Source organism: Dactylosporangium sp. NPDC050588, from assembly GCF_040654975.1.
Lineage (GTDB): Bacteria > Actinomycetota > Actinomycetes > Mycobacteriales > Micromonosporaceae > Dactylosporangium > Dactylosporangium maewongense.
Window position 1 is genome coordinate 94,994 of the sequence record NZ_JBFAJA010000013.1, and the last position, 16,258, is coordinate 111,251.

Below are 16,258 nucleotides of genomic sequence, written 5' to 3' on the forward strand. Positions count from 1 at the left end.
CCGCAATCCACCCGCAGGGAAGCAACGCCGCCACGGCCACAGTCCGTCGGCAGGGCAACGACGCCGCCACCGCCCGAGGCGGTGTCAGTGCTCAGTGGCCCGACGATCCGCCCGGCACCGTCAGCCAGCCCGCCCGCCCGACCGTCAGCCGCCCTTGCGCCGCCGCAGCGGTCCGGCACGACGACCCGGCCAGGATCGCAAACCACTCCAGCCCACCGAGCGTTCGCACCACGATCGCCATCGCGGGCCGTCCGATCAGCAGCACGTCCGGCCGCATCGCCGCGACCGGGCCGGCCACCCGCACCGCCGTCACCAACGCACAACAGCCGTGCGGCCTGCCTGGGGCTGATCCGCCGGCCGACTCGTCGCTTCGCAAGTCGCAGCCTCATGTCGCCGACCGGCAGCCCCACCGCGGGCACCGAGTCGGGCAACCGCACACCTGCTCCGGCTCGAGTTCGCAATCGAGCGCCACCAAGACGACCCGCCCACGACCACTCACCGGCGGCAACAGCCTGTTCCACGGGGACGCCAGTCGGGCCGCCGCCGTACGCCCATCGCCGCGACGCCACCGCTTGCGCCGCCGGCTAGGTCAGCGCGGGTCAGGTCTGGCTGGCCAGGTCCAGCGCGGATCACGGGGTCACGTCCAGCCCGAAGTCAGAGCCAGCGGGGGTTAAGCCTGACGCGGGTCAGGTCTGGCACCAGTCAGGGCCGAGACCAGCGAGATCCTGCCGGGTCAAAGGCCAGCGAGGCCAGACCCAGCGGGGTCAAGTCCAGCGCCGGTCAGGTCTGACGGCCAGGGCCGAGACCCCGCGAGATCCGGCCCGGTCAAGGCCAGCGAGTCCAAGTCCAGCGAGGTCAACTCCAGCGCCGGTCAGGTCTGACACCAGCCAGGGCCGAGACCAGCCAGGGCCGAGACCAGCCAGGGCCGAGACCCCGCGAGATCCGGCCTGGTCAAGGCCAGCGAGTCCAAGTCCAGCGGGGTCAAGTCCAGCGCCGGTCAGGTCTGACGGCCAGGGCCGAGACCAGCGAGATCCGGCCCGGTCAAGGCCAGCGAGTCCAAGGCCAGCGAGGTCAACTCCAGCGCCGGTCAGGTCTGACACCAGCCAGGGCCGAGACCAGCCAGGGCCGAGACCAGCCAGGGCCGAGACCAGCCAGGGCCGAGACCCCGCGAGATCCGGCATGGTCAAGGCCAGCGAGTCCAAGGCCAGCGGGGTCAAGTCCAGTGCTGGTCAGGTCTGACGTCGGCCAGGGCTGGGACCAGCGAGATCCGACCGGGTCGAAGGCCAGCGGGGGCAGGTCTGGCGGGGGCAGGTCTGGCGCTGGGCAGGGGCGGGCTCCAGCCAGGTTGGTGTGGGCTGGGTGGGACAAGGGCCGTCGGTCCTGGGGGCGGGCGCTGGTGGGCGTGCCTGGGGTGGGCCGGGCACGCCCACGGCGTGGGTGGGAGGGTCAGGTGGTGTGGTCGAGGACGATCTTGCCGAAGACGTCGCCGGAGTGGAGTTTTTCGAAGGCGGTGCGGGCTTCGGAGAAGGGGATGATCGAGTCGATCACGGGGCGGACGCCGGTGTTGGCGAGGAGGGTCATCAGGGCGGACAGCTCTTCTGGAGTGCCCATGCTGGTGCCCAGGATCTCCAGTTGCAGGGCGAACATGCGGCGGAGGTTGACCTTCGGGAGGTGGCCGCTGGTGGCGCCGGAGACGACGATGCGGGCGCCGTGTTTGGCGCACTTCATCGAGTGGTCGAAGGTGGCCTCGCCGACGGTTTCGATGATGACGTCGACGCGTTCGGGGAGGCGGGCGCCGGAGTCCAGCGCGGTGGCGCCGAGGGCGGCGACGCGCTCGCGTTTCGAGGCGTCGCGGGAGGTGGCGTAGACGCGGGCGCCCAGGGCCTGGGCCAGCAGGATCGCGGCGGTCGCGACGCCGCCGCCGGCGCCCTGGACCAGGACGGCCTGGTCCGGCTCCACGCGGCCCTTGGTGGTGAGCATCCGGTAGGCGGTGAGCCACGCCGTGGGCAGGCAGGCCGCCTCCGCGAAGGTGAGCTCCGCCGGCTTCGGCACGAGGTTGTACGCGGGAACGGTGACCTGCTCGGCGACGGTGCCCTGGTAGAACTCCGAGAGGATCGAGACCTCGCCCGACGGGGTGAAGACCACCGGGTACACGACGACCTCGGCACCGTCGGGGCCGATGCCCGCGGCGTCGCAGCCGAGGATCATCGGCAGCTGCTCGGGGCGGAGGCCGACGCCGCGCAGCGACCACAGGTCGTGGTGGTTGAGCGCGCTGGCGCGCACGTCCACCACGGCCCAGCCGTCACCCGGGACAGGCGCCGGGGCCTCGCCGACCGTGAGACCGGCGAGGGGGTCGGCGTCGTTGAAACTGGACGCGAAAGCTGCACGCATGACGGTTATCTCAACACACCGTCGACGCGGGCGGCGGCGGCGACCGCGGCGGCCACGGCCGGGGCGACGCGCGGGTCCAGGGCGCTGGGCACGATCGTGCCCGTCGAGAGCTCGTCCGCGGCCAGCACCGAGGCGATGGCCGACGCGGCGGCGACCTTCATGCCGTCGGTGATCCGGGTCGCGCCGGCTTCCAGCGCGCCGCGGAAGATGCCGGGGAACGCGAGCACGTTGTTGATCTGGTTGGGGAAGTCGCTGCGGCCGGTGGCGACGACCGACGCGTAACGCGCGCCGATCGACGGGTGCACCTCGGGCGTCGGGTTCGCGAGGGCGAAGATCGCCCCGCCGGGTGACATGCCGGCCAGCGCCGCCTCGCCGATGGTGCCGCCGGAGACGCCGATGAGGACGTCGGCACCACGGAGCGCGTTGACGATGTCACCGGTGATGCCGCCGGCGTTGGTAAGGGCTGCGAGCGCTGACTTCTCCGGGTTCAGGTCGGTGCGGCCGGTGTGCAGGCAGCCCCGGGAGTCGAGCACGACGATCTCGCCGGCGTCGGCGCCGCCGCTGATGAGCATCTTGGTGACGGCGACGCCCGCCGCGCCGGCGCCGCTGACGACGATGCGCAGGTCGTGCAGCTCGCGGCCGAGGACGCGGGCGGCGTTGCGCAGCGCGGCGAGCACGACGATCGCGGTGCCGTGCTGGTCGTCGTGGAAGACGGGGATCGGCAGGGTCGCTTCCAGGCGGCGCTCGATCTCGAAGCACCGCGGCGCGGAGATGTCTTCGAGGTTGATGCCGCCGAACGACGGTGCGAGGGCGGTGACGATCGCGACGATCTCGTCGGGGTCCTGGGTGTCCAGGCAGATCGGCACCGCGTCCACCCCGCCGAACTGCTTGAAGAGGACGGCCTTGCCCTCCATGACCGGCATCGCGGCGCGCGGGCCGATGTTGCCCAGTCCGAGCACCGCCGAGCCGTCGGTGACCACGGCGACGGCCCGGCCGACCCAGGTCAGCTCGTGGACGAGCGCCTCGTCGGCGGCGATGGCCTCGCAGACCTGGGCGACGCCCGGCGTGTACGCCAGGGCGAGATCTTCACGGGTCGCGAGCGGGACGCTGGACTGGACGGACATCTTGCCGCCCTGATGGAGGTCGAAAACTGGCCCTTCGAGGGCGTGATTGGTCACGGGTGCAGACACGGGGGCTCCTTTGCCACGTCTGACAATGCTGGTGTTTCCGCCAAGCGCATGGGTGGTGAAAGCGCTCATGATGCGATTCAGCGGGGGTGACCCGGTATCCGCATCACCTTACGCTGCGCCGCGCCGCAGCCGCACCGGTTGTGGCCACCAGCGAAATGTCACACGTCCGATGACGTCGGCCGGCCCGTACACCTCGGAATCATCGGATCCGAAGGGGTTGTCGCCGGTCAGCCACCATCCGCCGGCCTCCGCCCGGGCCACGCGCTTCACCACCAAGAGGCCTGGCCGGCTGCGGAAACACCCGACGACGACGTCGCCGGGCCGCGCTGTCCCGACACGGCGAACGAAAATCCGATCACCATGGCGCAACGTCGGTGCCATGGACGGGCCGTGCACCAGTGCCGTGAACCACGGTAGCCGCATGAAATCCCCGAGTTTGGACAGGAGTAGGGTCAGCAACTGAGGATCATCGCAAATCACCCTGGAGGGTTCGATGCGACTGTCGCGGCTATTCACCCCACGCACCGTGGTGAGCGCCCACTGCGACCTGCCGTGTGGTGTCTACGACCCGGCGCAGGCCCGTATTGAGGCCGAGTCCGTCAAAGCAATCAGCGAGAAGTACCAGGCCAACAGTGACCCCGAGTTTCGCACCCGGGCACTGGTGATCAAGGAGCAGCGTTCCGAGCTGGTCAAGCACCACCTGTGGGTGCTGTGGACCGACTACTTCAAGCCGCCGCACTTCGAGAAGTACCCGCAGCTGCACGGCCTCTTCAACGAGGCGACGAAGCTCGCGGGCGCGTCCGGCGCGAAGGGCTCGGCCGACCCGGCCGTCGCCGAGCAGCTGCTGGCGAAGATCGACGAGATCGCGAAGATCTTCTGGGAGACGAAGCAGGCCTGACCTGCCAGAGGTGCCCTCCACCCCGTCACAGCGGGGTGGAGGGCTTTTTCATGGACGAGGTGCATAGATGAGCATGGAAGTTCGTACGGCGACGGACGAGGACGTGCCGGCGATCGTCGGGATGGTGTATGAGCTCGCGGAGTTCGAGAAGGCCCTCGAGGAGTGCCATCTGACGGAGGAGCAGCTGCGGGCGGTGCTCTTCGCTCCGGCGCCGGCGGTGTTCTGCCACGTCGCCTGTACGGGCGGCGAGACGGTGGGGATGGCGCTGTGGTTCCGGACGTACTCCACGTGGGAGGGCGTGCACGGCATCTATCTGGAGGATCTGTACGTGCGGCCGGCCGCCCGCGGCACCGGAGCCGGGAAGGCCCTGGTGGCGAAGCTGGCGCAGATCTGTGTGGAGTCCGGCTACCCGCGGCTGGAGTGGGCGGTGCTCGACTGGAACCCGGCCCGCGGCTTCTACGACGCGCTCGGCGCGCGGCACAAGTCGGACTGGCTGCCCTACCGGCTCACCGGGGACGCACTCGCCGCCACGGCGCGTGCGGCGACGTCGTAGAGTCGCGGGCAAGGGGGTTCATCGCGTGACTCAGGTCGTTTCGAAGAGGTCCGGATCCGACGCCGACGACGTCGTGCTGCTGGCCGTGCCGGCGTCGCCCGCCTACCTGGGGGTGCTGCGCACCGCGACCGCGGGTCTCGCGGCACGCCTGCAGTTCACGCTCGACGAGATCGAAGACCTGCGCATCGCCGTCGACGAGGCGTGCGCGATGCTGCTCGCGGTGGCGAGCGAGACGCCGCAGCTCGGCGACACGGTCGAGCTGGCCTGCCGGTTCACGGTCACCGCGGACGCGCTGACGGTCGAGACGTCGGTGCCGCTCGGGTCGCCGACGGAGCGGCTGCCCGGGGGCGAGTCCTTCGCGTGGCAGGTGCTCAGCGCGCTCGCCGACGAGGTGTCGGCATCGGTCGACGGCCTCCAGGCGCGGATCCGCCTGACCAAGCGCCGCCCGAAGTAGGCCCGGACCAAAGGGGCCGCCTGACCAGGCAGCGCCCGAAGCAGGACGGACGAAAGGCTCCTCCTGACCGAGCGCCGCCCGAGGTAGGACGGACGAAAGGGGCCGCCTGACCGAGCGCCGCCCGAAGTAGGACCGGGCCACCGGAGCCGGCGCCTACAGAGGGCGCTCCTTCAGGGCGGCGACTCCGGGGACCGGGGTGCGGGCGTGCTCCGGCGGGAGCTCCGCCGGCCTGACGTGGTCGATGTGCCCGCGGGCGATCTCCATCGCGAGCTCGATGTCCTGGTCCCCGATGGCTGCCAGCAGCGCACGGTGATCCCGGTCGATGATCCTCCACATCGGCAACGGGGCGTTGTGTGCGGCGGCCTTGCGGTCGCTCACGGTGTACAGCGGACGCACCATCAGGCAGAGCAGCGTGTTGCCCGACGCGGCGGCGACGGCCAGGTGAAACGCCGAGTGCGCGGCGATGCGCTCGTCGAGGGTCGCGGTCTCGGGGTCGAACATCGCGGCCTCGAGATCGCGCAGGTGGCACGGCTCGCGGCGGGCGGCGGCGAGGCCGGCGGCGGGGACCTCGAGCATCCGGCGGACCTCGAGGAAGTCGTCGCCCTTGACGGCGCCGCTGGCCAGCAGCAGCCCGATGCCGTCGGTGAGGGACTCGCCGAGCGTGCGGGCGTCGGGCTCGGCGACGAAGCTGCCGCCGTTGACACCGCGGGTGGTGACGATCAGGTGCTGGCTGCTCAGCAGGCGGAGCGCCTCGCGGACGGTGGAGCGGCTCAGCCCGGACTGCTCACAGAGCTGCGGCTCCGTCGGCAGCCGGGCACCGGGTAGGAGCTGACCGGACATGATCTCCACGCGGAGCCGGTCGGCGAGGAGCTGATAGGCGGGTGCGACCGTCACGACCACCGAGCGTAAGTCACGCCTGCCGTCGGCGGGCCCAGCAACGCCACAGGTCGTACGTTCAGCGGATGCCGAGCGCGATCCGCGTCGACGGGGCGAACAGCAGGATCGCCCCGGCGAGCCCCAGCGCGAAGAGCGGCGCCCCGATGTAGGGCTGGCCGTGGGTGAGCATCGTCCAGCCGATCGGCATCTGCAGCATCTGCGTGACGATCCCCGGGCCGCGGGCCCATCGCTGACGGCGGTGCAGCGCGACGGCGATCCCCAGGAACAGCAGGGTCATGAGCGCCAGGTAGCCGGTGAAGGACAGCGCCGTGGCGAGGAACGTCGACTTGCTGGTGACATCCAGATAGACGATCACCAGCGTGAGCAGGGCCAGCCCGACGCCCTCCGCGAACAGCAGCCGCACCGCCCACCGCAGGGTCGCCGGCTCACGCTCCGCCGCCGCCGTCCCACTCACGCCCCGCTCACCTGGCATTCCCTTCAGCCGGCCCTGTCCCGTGCACCTCACCTTAGCGCGCGGGAGAGCGGGTACAGTGCCGCCCATGCGAGCCCTCCTGGTCGTCAACCCGAACGCGACGACCACCACCGAGCGCGGACGGGACATCCTGGTGCGTGCGCTGCGCAGCCAGGTCGACCTGGAGGTGGCATACACGCAGCGCAAAGGCCACGGCGTGGAGCTGGCGCGCGACGCCGCCCGGGAGCGCTTCGACCTCGTCGTGACGCTCGGCGGCGACGGTACGGTCAACGAGGCGGTCAACGGTTTGATGACCTTCGACGCCGGCCCGGCCGCGGGGCGCGCGCAGGAGCGCCCGGCGCTCGCGGTCGTGCCGGGTGGCTCCACGAACGTGTTCGCGCGGGCGCTCGGGCTGCCGAGCGACTGGGCCGAGGGCACCGGCGCGATTCTTGAGGCGCTGCGGGACCGGCGGGAGCGGATCGTCGGCCTCGGCCGCGCCGACGACCGGTATTTCACGTTCTGCGCCGGTATGGGCCTTGATGCGGAGGTCGTACGGCGCGTGGATCAGGCCCGGCACCGCGGTTCGACGTCGACGCCGTGGCTGTATTTCCGGTCGATCGCGCAGCAATACGTGACGACGAACCGCCGGGTGCCGCTGCTCACGCTCGAGCTCCCGGGCGAACCCGCCAAGTCCGGGCTAACGTGGATGTTGGTGCAGAACACTGCACCATGGACATACATCGGCGAGCGGCCGGTGGATCCGAATCCGCGTGCCTCGTTCGACACGGGGCTCGACGTGCTGGGCCTGCTGCAGATGCAGGCCGGGAGCACGGCCCGGACGATGGCGCAGCTGGTTCGCGGCGCCGACTTGAAGGGCAAGCAGGTGCTGCGGATGCACGATCTTGCCGGGTTCACGCTCACCGCCGCCAAACCGATCGCTTTCCAGGTCGACGGGGAGTACCTCGGAGAGTGCGACAAGCTGGATTTCGCGTCCGTGCCGGGAGCGTTACGCGTAGTGTGTTGAGTCACTCCCGGCGGTCGTCCACCGAAGGGGGAGAAAGTTGCAGAGAGTCGCGACAGAGACACCGCGACCGCATCTCCGAAACCCCTCCGATCGTTGACCGAACCGTACTACATTGGTAACTGACTGTTGCGATTCAGGGTCCCTAAACGCAATAAAATCGGACAAACAGTGCGTGAGCTTGCTCACCGACTTGGATTTTCTTGGTTTGGACCCCTTGACATCGCGGTAGTTCGTGAAAGCATTCACAAGCGATACGAACACTGAGCGTTGCCCGCACACGCGTTACGGATCTTCAGGCTCCGCCTAGCCGAGACGTTACGCGAGATGCACATAGGGAATCACTAACAACGATCCGCGAAAACAACAAGGAGTGTTGCCGCCATGTCGGACTGGCGCCACCATGCCCTCTGCCGCGACGAGGACCCGGAGCTGTTCTTCCCCATCGGAACTTCGGGCCCGGCGTTGCTGCAGGTCGAGCAGGCGAAGGCGGTCTGCCAGCGCTGCTCCGTGACCAGCGACTGCCTGCAGTGGGCACTCGACTCCGGTCAGGACGCAGGCGTCTGGGGCGGAATGAGCGAAGACGAGCGTCGTTTGATGAAGCGTCGCGGCGGCCTGCGGGTCCGCGCTCACTCCGCATAGCCTGAGCCATAACAGCACCATAAGAAACGCAGCCCGGCACCGAAGCGCACCCAAGCCTAAAGCGCATCGAACACCCGAGCAGCAGCGAAGACGAAAACGCCCCGGCCGATGCGCCGGGGCGTTTCACGTGCGGGCCACGACCAATCTGCCTACCCACGATAATGGGGGTCGTTGGGGCCGGGCGGCGGGAAGTTCGGGCCGTCGTAGTAGGGCTGCCCGTAGCCGGGCGGCGGATAGCCGGGCTGCCCGTAACCGCCATAGCCGGGGGCGCCGTAGGGCGGCTGGCCGTATCCGGGCGGCGGGTAGCCGGGCGGGTATCCCTGGTTGCGCATGGCGGCGGACTCGACGTTGATCAGCCGCTCCAGCTCGCCGCGGTCCAGGAACGTTCCCCGGCACTCCAGGCACTGTTCGATGGTGACGCCGCTGCGCTCGTACTGCTGCATCGTGCCGCGGCACTTCGGGCATGTCATCTGCATACCCCCAAGGTAGCCCTCGGCCACCAAGCGCGAGATCAGCCGTTTCCGCAGGCGACCCGGCCGGTGTGGCTAGTCGAACAGCTCCTCGAAGAAGCTCTCGCGGTGGTGCTTCTTGCGCTTCTTGTGATGCCCGTAGTGACCATAGTGGCCGTGGTGGCCGTGCTGCTGCGGGTAGTGCGGCTGGCCGTATGCGGGCTGACCATAGGCCGGCTGCCCGTATCCAGGCTGGCCGTGCACCGGCTGGCCGTACGGCTGCTGGCCATAGGCGGGCTGCTGCGGATATGCCTGCGGCGAGCCGGGCGGCGGGAATCCGGGGGTGCCGGGCGGGACACCGGGAGCGCCCGGCTGCTGCTGACGCCCGCGCCAGGCGTTCTCCGCGTCGGTGATCTTCTCCAGCTCACCGCGGTCGAGGAAGATCCCCCGGCACTCCAGGCATTGGTCGATGGTGACACCGCTGCGCTCGTACTGCCGCATCTCGCCGCGGCACTTCGGGCATGTCATCTGCATACGTCCACGGTAGCCGCCGGGTTCCAAGGCCACCCTCAGGCGGCGAGATCCACGGTCTTCGGGGACACCCGGCCGATCCTGGCAACCACCAGGCGGGCCAGGTCGAGTGCGCGACCGAGGGGCGGCGCGGCCGGTTCGAGGGCGCCCGCGGACACGGCGGAGGCGACGGCGGCCTCGTGCAGCCTGCCCGGGGCCAGGAAGTACGAGGAGATCGCCACCCGCTCACAGCCGGCGGCCCGCAGCGCCGACACCGCGACCGCGCCGGTGACCGGCGACCCGGAGGCGAACGCCGCGCGGCACGGCAGCCCGAGCGTCCGCCCGAGCTCGGCGGCGGCCAGGTCGACGGTGTGCCTGGCCAGGTCGTCGCGGGTACCGGCGGCGATCATGACAACGCCGTCCGCCGCAAGGTCACCGAGCTGCCGGCGCAGCGCCGCGACGAGGAGCGGCGGCACGACCCCGCCGACCGGCCCGAGCACGTCCGTGACGTACACCCGGAGCCGGAGGCCCTCCGAGACAGCCCGGTCGATGACCGCCGGCAGGTCCACCCGGCCATGAAATGCGGAGGTCAGCAGCAGCGGTACCACCACCGCAGAGGAATGACCGAGCCGCTGCATGTCAAACAGGACCGCATCCGGTCGGGGCCCCGCGTGATCGAGGAACGACGTCCGAACGTCCAGCCCGGGGCGCTGGGCCGCGACCGCGCGGGCGAGGGCTCTCGTCGAGGCCGCCGCCCGCGGGTCGGAGGACCCGTGCGCCACCAGTAAGACAGCTGTCATCCCGTGTGGAGACCGCACTCGGTCTTGTCGAACATCGGCCAGCGCCCGCCGCGCGGGTCGCCGCCGGGAGGGGTCCGCCGGGTGCACGGCCAGCAGCCGACGGAGGCGTACCCCTGCCGCATGAGGGCGTTCACCGGGACGTTGTAGCGGGAGATGTACGCGTCGACGTCGGCCTGCGTCCACTGCGCCAGCGGCGAGACCTTGAACTTGCCGCGGGCCTGCTCGAAGCTCACGATCGGCGTGTTGGCGCGGCTCGGCGACTCGTCGCGGCGCAGGCCGGCGGCCCACGCGTCGTAGTCCTCGAGGGCCCGCTCCAGCGGCTCGATCTTGCGCAGGAAGCAGCACTCGTCGGGGTCGCGGGCGTAGAGCCGCGGCCCGAACTCGGCGTCCTGCTCGGCGACGGTCTGCCGCGGACGGATCGAGCGGACCGTCACCGGGAGGGTCCGCTGGACGACCTCGCGCACGCGGAGCGTCTCGGCGAAGTGCAGGCCGGTGTCGAGGAAGATGACCGGCACGCCGGGCACGACCTTCGACACGACGTGGGCGAGCACGGCGTCGGCGAACGAGCTGGTCACACAGAACCGGTCGCCGAACTCGCCGGCGGCCCACTCCACGATCTTGTCGGCGGTCTTGCCCTCCAGCTGGGCCGACGCCTCCTTGGCCAGGGCGATGGACTCTTCTCGGGTACGTGCAACGGCTGTGCTCATCGCTTCGCCTCCAACATTCGTGCCGCAAGCCCCAGGAATTTCAGTGAGAAGACCCGCGCGCAGCTGCGGCACTCCCATGCGCCGTGCGTGTCCTCGTGTGGCCGTAGGTCCTCGTCCCCGCAGTACGGGCAGTACAAGGGAGCCATCCGCTCGCTCATCGGAGTTCCTCCTCCGGAGCCCGCATGACCCAGTGGGCGAACGACTCACCAGCCGAGCGACCGGCGAGGTAGTGGCTGGCGACCCGCTCGACGTACGAGGGCAGGTCGGCGGCGGTGGTCTTCAGGCCGCGGAGCTTGCGCCCGAAGCCGGCGTTCTGCCCCGCCGCCATGCCCAGGCCGCCACCCAGGTGGATCTGGAAGCCCTCGACCATGTCGCCGGTGGCGTCGTCGCGCACGAGCATGCCCTTGAGGCCGATGTCGGCCACCTGCGTGCGGGCGCAGGCGTTGGGGCAGCCGTTGAGGTGGATGGAGATGTCGGCGTCGAGCTCGGCGACCTTCGCCTCCAGGTGCTCCACCAGCTCGGCGGCGCGGGCCTTCGTCTCGACGATCGCCAGCTTGCAGAACTCGATGCCGGTGCACGCCATCGTGCTGCGCCGCCAGGTGGACGGGCGGGCCTCCAGCCCGGCCTCGCGCAGGCCCAGCACGACCGCCTCGGTGTCGGCCTCGGCGATGTCGAGGACGATGAGTTTCTGGTACGGGGTGAGCCGCACCCGGTCGCTGCCGAACCGCTCGGCGAGGTCGGCGACCTTGGCGAGCTGGGCGCCGGAGCTGCGGCCCGCGATGGGCGCGGCGCCGACGAAGTACTTGCCGTCCCACTGCTTGTGCACGCCGATGTGGTCGATCGGCTTCTCCGGCAGCTCCGGCGACGGGCCGTCGATCAGCGGGCGCTTGAGGTACTCGGTCTCCAGCACCTCGCGGAACTTCGCCGCGCCCCAGTCGGCGACCAGGAACTTCAGCCGGGCGCGGCTGCGCAGGCGGCGGTACCCGTAGTCGCGGAAGATCTGGATGACGCCGTGCCACGCGTCGACGACCTCGTGCAGCGGCACCCACACGCCGAGGCGCACCGCCAGCATCGGGTTCGTCGACAGGCCGCCGCCGACCCAGAGGTCGAAGCCGGGGCCGTGCTCCGGGTGGATCACGCCGACGAAGGAGACGTCGTTCGCCTCGTACGGGGTGTCCGGCAGCCACGAGATCGAGGTCTTGAACTTGCGCGGCAGGTTGGACAGCGTCGGGTCGCCGACGTACTTCTCGGTGATCTCGTTGATCGCCTCGGTCGGGTCGAGCACCTCGCTCTCCGCGACGCCGGCGATCGGGCTGCCGAGCACGACCCGCGGGGTGTCGCCGCAGGCCTCGGTCGTGGACAGGCCGACCGCCTCGAGCTCCCGCCAGATCTGCGGGACGTCCTCGACGCGGATCCAGTGCAGCTGGATGTTCTGCCGGTCGGTGATGTCGGCGGTGTCGCGGGCGAAGCGGGTGGCGATCGACGCGATCGTGCGCAGCTGGGCGAGGCTCAGCTGGCCACCGTCGCTGCGGATGCGCAGCATGAAGTACTTGTCGTCGAGCTCCTCGGGCTCGAGGATCGCGGTCCGGCCGCCGTCGATGCCGGGCTTGCGCTGCGTGTACAGCCCGAACCAGCGGAACCGTCCGCGCAGGTCAGCGGGGTCGATCGAGTCGAAGCCGCGGTGCGCGTAGATCGACTCGATGCGGGCCCGGACGTTGAGCGGGTTGTCGTCCTTCTTGCTGCGCTCGTTGGGGTTGAGCGGCTCCCGGTGGCCGAGCGCCCACTGCCCCTCGCCGCGAGGGCGCCCACCGGCTCCGGCCCGAGCGCCGCGGGCGGCAGGACGGGGAGCGGGTGCGGCGTTGTCTGCCGGGACGGTGTTCACCGTCATGTCGGCGTCCTCTCAGGGTTGAGAGCACGCGAGCCTGCGCCGGCCTATCGCGGAAGATGCGCGATGGATGACGTCGATGTCATGAAGAATCCGGCGCGAGTCGCGCGCCCGAAGAAAGAATTAACGGGCGGCGTTCAGCAAGCCGGACACATGGCGCTGCGCACGCGACCGTAGTCGACGTGTCGGCGGCTGACGAGCCGCAGAGAAGCAGCGTGCATAGGGTGCAGTCTTCCACGTCGACCGGTCCTTACGCCACGTCGGCGTGAGGGTTGTCTCAAACCCGCGTCACCAGGACGTAACCCAAAGAAGACTCAGCCGATAGGAAAGATAGACCGGAATGGGCAGGCCGCCGACCGGCAATGGCCGGCGGTCCCACAGTGCGGTAGGTTTCAGCGTTTCGCCAGCGGGACGACCATCACAGCCTCCGTGCCGCCGCCGGCCCGGGTGCGCAGCTCGATCGTGCCGCGCAGCTCCCCCGTCGCGAGCGTCCGCACGATCTGCAGCCCGAGCCGCTCGCTGCTGTCCAGGTCGAACCCGTCGGGCAGGCCGCGGCCGTTGTCGGCGACGGTGACGTGCAGCTGCTTGCGGAAGCGGTGCACGGAGACGACGACCTCCGGGTCCTGCTCACCACGCGGCTCGAACGCGTGCTCCACGGCGTTCTGCAGCAGTTCGTTGAGGACCATGACGAGCGGCGTGGCGATCTCCGCGGGCAGCACGCCGAAGTCGCCGTCCCGGCGCAGCGCCACGGTGAAGTCGGCGGCGGCCACCTCGACGGCCGCGGCCGCGACCCGGTCCACGATCCCGTCGAACTCGACCGCCTCGTCCGCGGTGTCCGACGCCGACATCGAGAGGGTCTCGTGCACCAGGGCGATGGAGGCGACCCTCCGCACCGACTCCTCCAGCGCGTGCCGGGCGGCCGGGACCCCGACCCGGCGGGCCTGCAGCCGCAGCAGCGCGGCGACGGTCTGCAGGTTGTTCTTGACCCGGTGGTGGATCTCCCGGATCGTCGCGTCCTTCGTCATGAGCTGCCGGTCGCGGCGGCGGACCTCGGTGATGTCGCGGACCAGGACGAGCGCCCCGATCGGCACGCCCGCCGGCATCAGCGGCAGCGCCCGCATGAGCACGGTCGCGCCGCGCGCCTCCAGCTCCTTGCGGGCGGGCGCGTCGCCGCGCAGCGCCGAGTGGACCCGGTCCGTGGCGTCCTTGCCCTCGAGGGGATCGTCGCAGAGCCGGCCGGTGATCTCGGCGAGGCTCTCGCCCACGAGGTGCGCGGCGAGCCCGAGCCGCCGGTACGCCGACTGCGCGTTGGGGCTGGCGTAGGTGACCTTGCCGGACGCGTCGAGCCGGACCAGGCCGTCGCCGATGCGCGGGGCGCTGGTGGTCTCGCCCGGGTGCCGCGGCGGCGGGAACGTGCCGTCGGCGATCATCTGCGCCAGGTCGTCGGCGGTGGTCAGGTAGTTGAGCTCCAGCTGCGCCGGGGTCCGGGCGGTGCTGAGGTTGGTGTCCCGGCCGACGACGGCGATGACCTGCGTCTCGCCCCGGCGGCGGACCGGGATCGCCTCGTGGCGGGCGGGCATGTCGCCGTACCAGACGGGATCCCCCTCCCGCCAGATCCTGCCCTGCGCCCGGACGATCGCGAGGTGCGCCACCTCGGGTCCGCCGGCGACGCGCCCGACCTGGTCGTCCTGATAGGCGGTCGGGGCGGTCGTCGGCCGCACCTGCGCGACGCACAGGAACTCGCCGCGGTCCGCGATCGGCACCCACATGAGCAGGTCGGCGAAGGACAGATCGGACACGATCTGCCAGTCGCCGGCGAGGCGGTGCAGGTGCTCGATGTCCTCGGGCGCGAGGGAGGTGTGCTCCTCGACGAGGTCACGCAGGGTCGACACCGTTACAGACTATGGTGGGCCCGTGCGTCGCCTGTTGCCTGCCCTTGTCCTCGTGCTCACCCTCGGCGGCTGCGGGTGGGTGGGCCGCGCCGACGAGACCAGCAAGCCCGACGGGTTCCAGCTGCACGGCTACGTGAGCGTGGCGGGCGCGGCGACCGGCATCCCGGGCACCCCGTGCCTGGCCCCGATGCCGGACATCGCCTCCGGGGCGACGGTGAAGGTGGCTGATCAGGGCGGCAAGGTGGTCGCCGTGACGACGTTGGCGGCCGGTGTACTGGCGGCGACGGGCGGGGCGTACCGCTGCAATTTCTCGTTCGAGCTGCTGAACCTGTCCGGGAGCCGGCCGACCTACCAGATCCTGGTCGGTGACCGGCCCCCGGTGGCGTTCGAGACGCGGGCGCTGCGCGAAGGCCGCCCCGCCGTCGTCGATGTCGCCGTTACAGCGTCGCCGTCACCTTCTTGAGGCCGCGCGGCGCGTCGGGGTTCTCACCCCGGTGCAGGGCGAGAGACAGGGCGAGGCGCTGCAGCGGCAGGATGTCCAGCAGCGGCGCGTAGCGCTCGTCGACCTCGGGGGTCGGCACCCAGCCGGCCGCACCGTCGACCTTCGACGGGCCGAAGACGACCACGTCGGCGCGGCGCTCGCCGAGCCGGCCGACGACGTCGCGCATCGACGCGCCGGCGGGACCGCCGCCAACGACGGCGAGGACCGGCACGTCGGGGTCGGCCATCGCGAGGGGGCCGTGCAGCAGGTCGGCGCCGGAGAACGCGAGACCGGCCACGTAGGACGTCTCCATCAGCTTGAGCGCGGTCTCGCGCGCCGTCGGGTACGCGTAGCCGCGGCCCGTGGTCACGATCCGGTCCGCGAACCGGTAGCGGGCGGCGAGGTCGGCGGCGGTGTCGTCGGCGAGGACGCGCTCCGCGTGGCCGGGCAGCTCGCGCAGCGCGGCGAGCTCCTCGGCGGGCAGTGTGCCGCCGCCCTTGATGCTCTCCACCAGCATGAGCAGCGCGAGCAGCTCCGCGGTGTAGGTCTTGGTCGCGGCGACCGCGATCTCGTGCCCGGCGACGACGTCGACGTGCAGCTCGGCGACCTGGGCCAGGGGCGACTCGGCGTTGTTGGTGACGGCGAGGGTGTGCGCGCCCTGCTCGCCGGCGACCCGCAGCACCTCGCGCAGGTCGGGCGAGCCGCCGCTCTGGCTGACGCCGACGACGAGCGTGTCGCGCAGGTCGGGGCGGGCGCCGTAGAGCGTCATCGCCGACGGCGAGGCCAGGCCGACGGGGATGCCGAGGCGGATCTCGGTGAGGTACGCCGCGTACAGCGCGGCGTGGTCCGACGTGCCGCGCGCCGTGAAGATCACGTTGCGGGGCTGCCACTGCGCGATCCGCTCGGCGACGGCGGCGATCGCGCCCGCCTGCTCGTCGACGAGCCTCGCGAACACGGCCGGCTGCTCGGCGATGTCCGCCTGCATCCCGGCACCGGGCTGCTCGGTCACGGCTACTCCTCTATGTGCTGGCGTCTGA

19 protein-coding genes are annotated in these 16,258 nt (G+C 70.9%); 6 read left to right on the plus strand and 13 right to left on the minus strand.

Annotated elements, in window-relative coordinates:
* Positions 1-91: 91 nt before the first annotated feature.
* From AB0I21_RS11190 to AB0I21_RS11205, 4 genes are all read right to left on the minus strand, one after another.
* The gene (locus AB0I21_RS11190; RefSeq protein WP_360560235.1) at positions 92-313 is read right to left on the minus strand and encodes a hypothetical protein; all 222 of its coding nucleotides are present in this window, start codon (positions 311-313) and stop codon (positions 92-94) included.
* Between the two features lie 1,133 nt (positions 314-1,446).
* Positions 1,447-2,400, minus strand: a complete 954-nt coding sequence (locus AB0I21_RS11195; protein WP_360560302.1) for a zinc-binding dehydrogenase — start codon at positions 2,398-2,400, stop codon at positions 1,447-1,449.
* Positions 2,397-3,515 carry an NADP-dependent malic enzyme gene (locus AB0I21_RS11200; RefSeq protein WP_360560304.1) on the minus strand — a complete coding sequence of 373 codons (1,119 nt, stop codon included), beginning with the start codon at positions 3,513-3,515 and terminating at the stop codon, positions 2,397-2,399. Before AB0I21_RS11200 ends, AB0I21_RS11195 begins: the two co-directional genes overlap by 4 nt.
* 174 nt (positions 3,516-3,689) lie before the next feature.
* Positions 3,690-4,004, minus strand: coding sequence for a S24/S26 family peptidase (locus AB0I21_RS11205; protein ID WP_360560306.1), 315 nt, complete (start codon positions 4,002-4,004; stop codon positions 3,690-3,692).
* Between the two features lie 70 nt (positions 4,005-4,074).
* Between AB0I21_RS11205 and sodN the strand changes: the two genes are divergently transcribed.
* From sodN to AB0I21_RS11220, 3 genes are all read left to right on the plus strand, one after another.
* On the plus strand, positions 4,075-4,479 hold the full coding sequence (gene sodN / locus AB0I21_RS11210; RefSeq protein WP_344503672.1) for a superoxide dismutase, Ni: 405 nt from the start codon (positions 4,075-4,077) through the stop codon (positions 4,477-4,479).
* 67 nt (positions 4,480-4,546) lie between these two features.
* Positions 4,547-5,032 (plus strand): GNAT family N-acetyltransferase, encoded by a 486-nt coding sequence (locus AB0I21_RS11215; RefSeq protein ID WP_360560237.1) that lies wholly within the window; start codon positions 4,547-4,549, stop codon positions 5,030-5,032.
* A gap of 25 nt (positions 5,033-5,057) precedes the next feature.
* A complete protein-coding gene (locus AB0I21_RS11220) occupies positions 5,058-5,486 on the plus strand; it encodes an ATP-binding protein (protein ID WP_344503674.1) in 429 nt (142 codons plus the stop codon).
* 153 nt (positions 5,487-5,639) lie between these two features.
* On the opposite strand, the gene AB0I21_RS11225 is transcribed toward AB0I21_RS11220, so the two are convergent.
* Both AB0I21_RS11225 and AB0I21_RS11230 read right to left on the minus strand, forming a co-directional pair.
* The gene (locus tag AB0I21_RS11225; RefSeq protein ID WP_360560239.1) at positions 5,640-6,380 is read right to left on the minus strand and encodes an FCD domain-containing protein; all 741 of its coding nucleotides are present in this window, start codon (positions 6,378-6,380) and stop codon (positions 5,640-5,642) included.
* A gap of 61 nt (positions 6,381-6,441) precedes the next feature.
* Positions 6,442-6,837: a hypothetical protein gene (locus AB0I21_RS11230; RefSeq protein WP_360560240.1), complete on the minus strand. Its 396-nt coding sequence runs from the start codon at positions 6,835-6,837 to the stop codon at positions 6,442-6,444.
* Positions 6,838-6,922: 85 nt separating this feature from the next.
* On the opposite strand from AB0I21_RS11230, the gene AB0I21_RS11235 reads away from it, so the two are divergent.
* Positions 6,923-7,858: a diacylglycerol kinase family protein gene (locus AB0I21_RS11235; protein ID WP_360560241.1), complete on the plus strand. Its 936-nt coding sequence runs from the start codon at positions 6,923-6,925 to the stop codon at positions 7,856-7,858.
* 381 nt (positions 7,859-8,239) lie between these two features.
* Positions 8,240-8,497, plus strand: coding sequence for a WhiB family transcriptional regulator (locus AB0I21_RS11240; protein ID WP_033358446.1), 258 nt, complete (start codon positions 8,240-8,242; stop codon positions 8,495-8,497).
* Positions 8,498-8,646: 149 nt separating this feature from the next.
* Here AB0I21_RS11240 and AB0I21_RS11245 read toward each other — a convergent pair whose 3' ends face one another.
* The 6 genes from AB0I21_RS11245 to AB0I21_RS11270 all read right to left on the minus strand — a co-directional run bounded on the left by AB0I21_RS11245 (position 8,647) and on the right by AB0I21_RS11270 (position 14,740).
* Positions 8,647-8,973, minus strand: a complete 327-nt coding sequence (locus AB0I21_RS11245) for a zf-TFIIB domain-containing protein (protein ID WP_360560243.1) — start codon at positions 8,971-8,973, stop codon at positions 8,647-8,649.
* A gap of 69 nt (positions 8,974-9,042) precedes the next feature.
* Positions 9,043-9,480, minus strand: a complete 438-nt coding sequence (locus tag AB0I21_RS11250; protein WP_360560245.1) for a zf-TFIIB domain-containing protein — start codon at positions 9,478-9,480, stop codon at positions 9,043-9,045.
* A gap of 35 nt (positions 9,481-9,515) precedes the next feature.
* Positions 9,516-10,256: a CbiX/SirB N-terminal domain-containing protein gene (locus tag AB0I21_RS11255; protein ID WP_360560247.1), complete on the minus strand. Its 741-nt coding sequence runs from the start codon at positions 10,254-10,256 to the stop codon at positions 9,516-9,518.
* Positions 10,253-10,963 carry a phosphoadenylyl-sulfate reductase gene (locus AB0I21_RS11260; protein ID WP_360560248.1) on the minus strand — a complete coding sequence of 237 codons (711 nt, stop codon included), beginning with the start codon at positions 10,961-10,963 and terminating at the stop codon, positions 10,253-10,255. Before AB0I21_RS11260 ends, AB0I21_RS11255 begins: the two co-directional genes overlap by 4 nt.
* A 154-nt stretch (positions 10,964-11,117) precedes the next feature.
* Complete coding sequence (locus AB0I21_RS11265; protein ID WP_360560249.1) at positions 11,118-12,851, minus strand: nitrite/sulfite reductase; 1,734 nt, start codon at positions 12,849-12,851, stop codon at positions 11,118-11,120.
* Positions 12,852-13,240: 389 nt separating this feature from the next.
* Positions 13,241-14,740 carry a histidine kinase N-terminal domain-containing protein gene (locus AB0I21_RS11270; protein WP_360560251.1) on the minus strand — a complete coding sequence of 500 codons (1,500 nt, stop codon included), beginning with the start codon at positions 14,738-14,740 and terminating at the stop codon, positions 13,241-13,243.
* Between the two features lie 22 nt (positions 14,741-14,762).
* Here AB0I21_RS11270 and AB0I21_RS11275 point away from each other — a divergent pair, with 22 nt between their 5' ends.
* Positions 14,763-15,203, plus strand: a complete 441-nt coding sequence (locus AB0I21_RS11275) for a hypothetical protein (RefSeq protein ID WP_360560252.1) — start codon at positions 14,763-14,765, stop codon at positions 15,201-15,203.
* Here the strand turns inward: AB0I21_RS11275 and AB0I21_RS11280 are convergent.
* On the minus strand, positions 15,178-16,206 hold the full coding sequence (locus AB0I21_RS11280; protein WP_360560307.1) for an SIS domain-containing protein: 1,029 nt from the start codon (positions 16,204-16,206) through the stop codon (positions 15,178-15,180). The genes AB0I21_RS11275 and AB0I21_RS11280 overlap by 26 nt on opposite strands.
* Positions 16,207-16,258 lie beyond the last annotated feature (52 nt).

Bases quoted from the DNA above. Each gene is read 5' to 3' on its own strand.
- AB0I21_RS11235 (WP_360560241.1), top strand. From the start codon at position 6,923: ATGCGAGCCCTCCTGGTCGTCAACCCGAACGCGACGACCACCACCGAG.
- AB0I21_RS11200 (WP_360560304.1), bottom strand. From the start codon at position 3,515: ATGTCCGTCCAGTCCAGCGTCCCGCTCGCGACCCGTGAAGATCTCGCC.
- AB0I21_RS11255 (WP_360560247.1), bottom strand. From the start codon at position 10,256: ATGACAGCTGTCTTACTGGTGGCGCACGGGTCCTCCGACCCGCGGGCG.
- AB0I21_RS11250 (WP_360560245.1), bottom strand. From the start codon at position 9,480: ATGCAGATGACATGCCCGAAGTGCCGCGGCGAGATGCGGCAGTACGAG.
- sodN (WP_344503672.1), top strand. From the start codon at position 4,075: ATGCGACTGTCGCGGCTATTCACCCCACGCACCGTGGTGAGCGCCCAC.
- AB0I21_RS11280 (WP_360560307.1), bottom strand. From the start codon at position 16,206: ATGCAGGCGGACATCGCCGAGCAGCCGGCCGTGTTCGCGAGGCTCGTC.
- AB0I21_RS11205 (WP_360560306.1), bottom strand. From the start codon at position 4,004: ATGCGGCTACCGTGGTTCACGGCACTGGTGCACGGCCCGTCCATGGCA.
- AB0I21_RS11215 (WP_360560237.1), top strand. From the start codon at position 4,547: ATGAGCATGGAAGTTCGTACGGCGACGGACGAGGACGTGCCGGCGATC.
- AB0I21_RS11265 (WP_360560249.1), bottom strand. From the start codon at position 12,851: ATGACGGTGAACACCGTCCCGGCAGACAACGCCGCACCCGCTCCCCGT.
- AB0I21_RS11245 (WP_360560243.1), bottom strand. From the start codon at position 8,973: ATGCAGATGACATGCCCGAAGTGCCGCGGCACGATGCAGCAGTACGAG.
- AB0I21_RS11260 (WP_360560248.1), bottom strand. From the start codon at position 10,963: ATGAGCACAGCCGTTGCACGTACCCGAGAAGAGTCCATCGCCCTGGCC.
- AB0I21_RS11240 (WP_033358446.1), top strand. From the start codon at position 8,240: ATGTCGGACTGGCGCCACCATGCCCTCTGCCGCGACGAGGACCCGGAG.